The organism is Dyadobacter sp. HNCC25DJ186 (assembly GCF_056895235.1).
In genome coordinates, this window is record NZ_JBXHAS010000044.1 from 1 (window position 1) to 1,053 (window position 1,053).

Genomic DNA, 1,053 nt, shown 5'->3' on the forward strand with positions numbered 1-1,053 from the left:
GAGGGTGTCTCAAATTTAAATTGAGGCACCCTCTTTGTTTTAGATGAACATTTTTCCACCATTCACATAAAAAATCTTCACATTGAATTCTCATGGGCTTTCTTACCTCAAAAAGCAAAAAACAGCCCTCCTTATGCTGCTTTTTTTCTGATATTTTGTGCTATTGCTAATAATCCCCATTCTATCTCCACTTTTTCTTTTCCTCTGAGCATGAAGCGGCGGAACCGGTGGTTCTCTTTAATATTTCCGAATACAGGTTCGACATCAAAACATCGTTTCTTTCGTCGTTCAATCCCTTCTGGGCTATTAAGCAGTTCATACGCCTTTTTTTTCTGCCGTTCCAGTTCCACGTTGATCTCTATGATCCGGTTACGCTTCGACTTATGACAAGCTCCATTTAAAGGACAGCCGTAGCAATTCTTAGCCTGGTACATCCGGGATGTCTGTTCAAAACCGGTACTTGTTTTCCTTTTACTATCTCCGATATAGTCCATTTGTTGACCCATCGGGCAGATGTAACAATCTTTTTGCGGATTGTAAAAGAGTTTATCTGGGCTGAAAGGACGCTTCGCATTATAATTTTTGTTTTGCTGCTTGTCAAACATGCCATACTTTACATATGCAACAATCTTTTTGCCTTCCAGCAAGGTGTAATTTTCTTGTGAACCATACCCAGCATCCGCAGTGACTACTTTTGGAAAACTTTTGAAACTGGTTTGGTGCTGAGCAAGATGATCCTTTAATGTGGTCGTATCCGTTGGATTGGGGTGTAGTGTATAATTGACAATAAATTGATTTGAGGTTGAGATTTGTACATTATAGGCAGCTTTGAGCTGACCATTTTTCATATGATCCTCTTTGAGCTTCATAAAAGTGGCATCCTGGTCTGTTTTGCTATAGCTATTGCGCTCGCCTAAAACAGCTTCTTGTCTTTCGTATTTAGCGATATTGGCCGGATACTCTTTGGTTACACGACGAAGTTTTGCCTTTAATTTTTTATCAATATCTTTTTTCTTACCTAATACTTCGTTGAGCTTATCAACTGTACTTTGG

Annotated in this window: 1 protein-coding gene; it reads right to left on the minus strand. The window is 39.2% G+C overall.

Translation table 11 applies throughout. The features are described from left to right. Window positions 1-131: 131 nt before the first annotated feature. Window positions 132-1,053: transposase (locus tag AC1XUO_RS29610; RefSeq protein ID WP_483333517.1), on the minus strand; the 922-nt coding region annotated here is incomplete at its 5' end.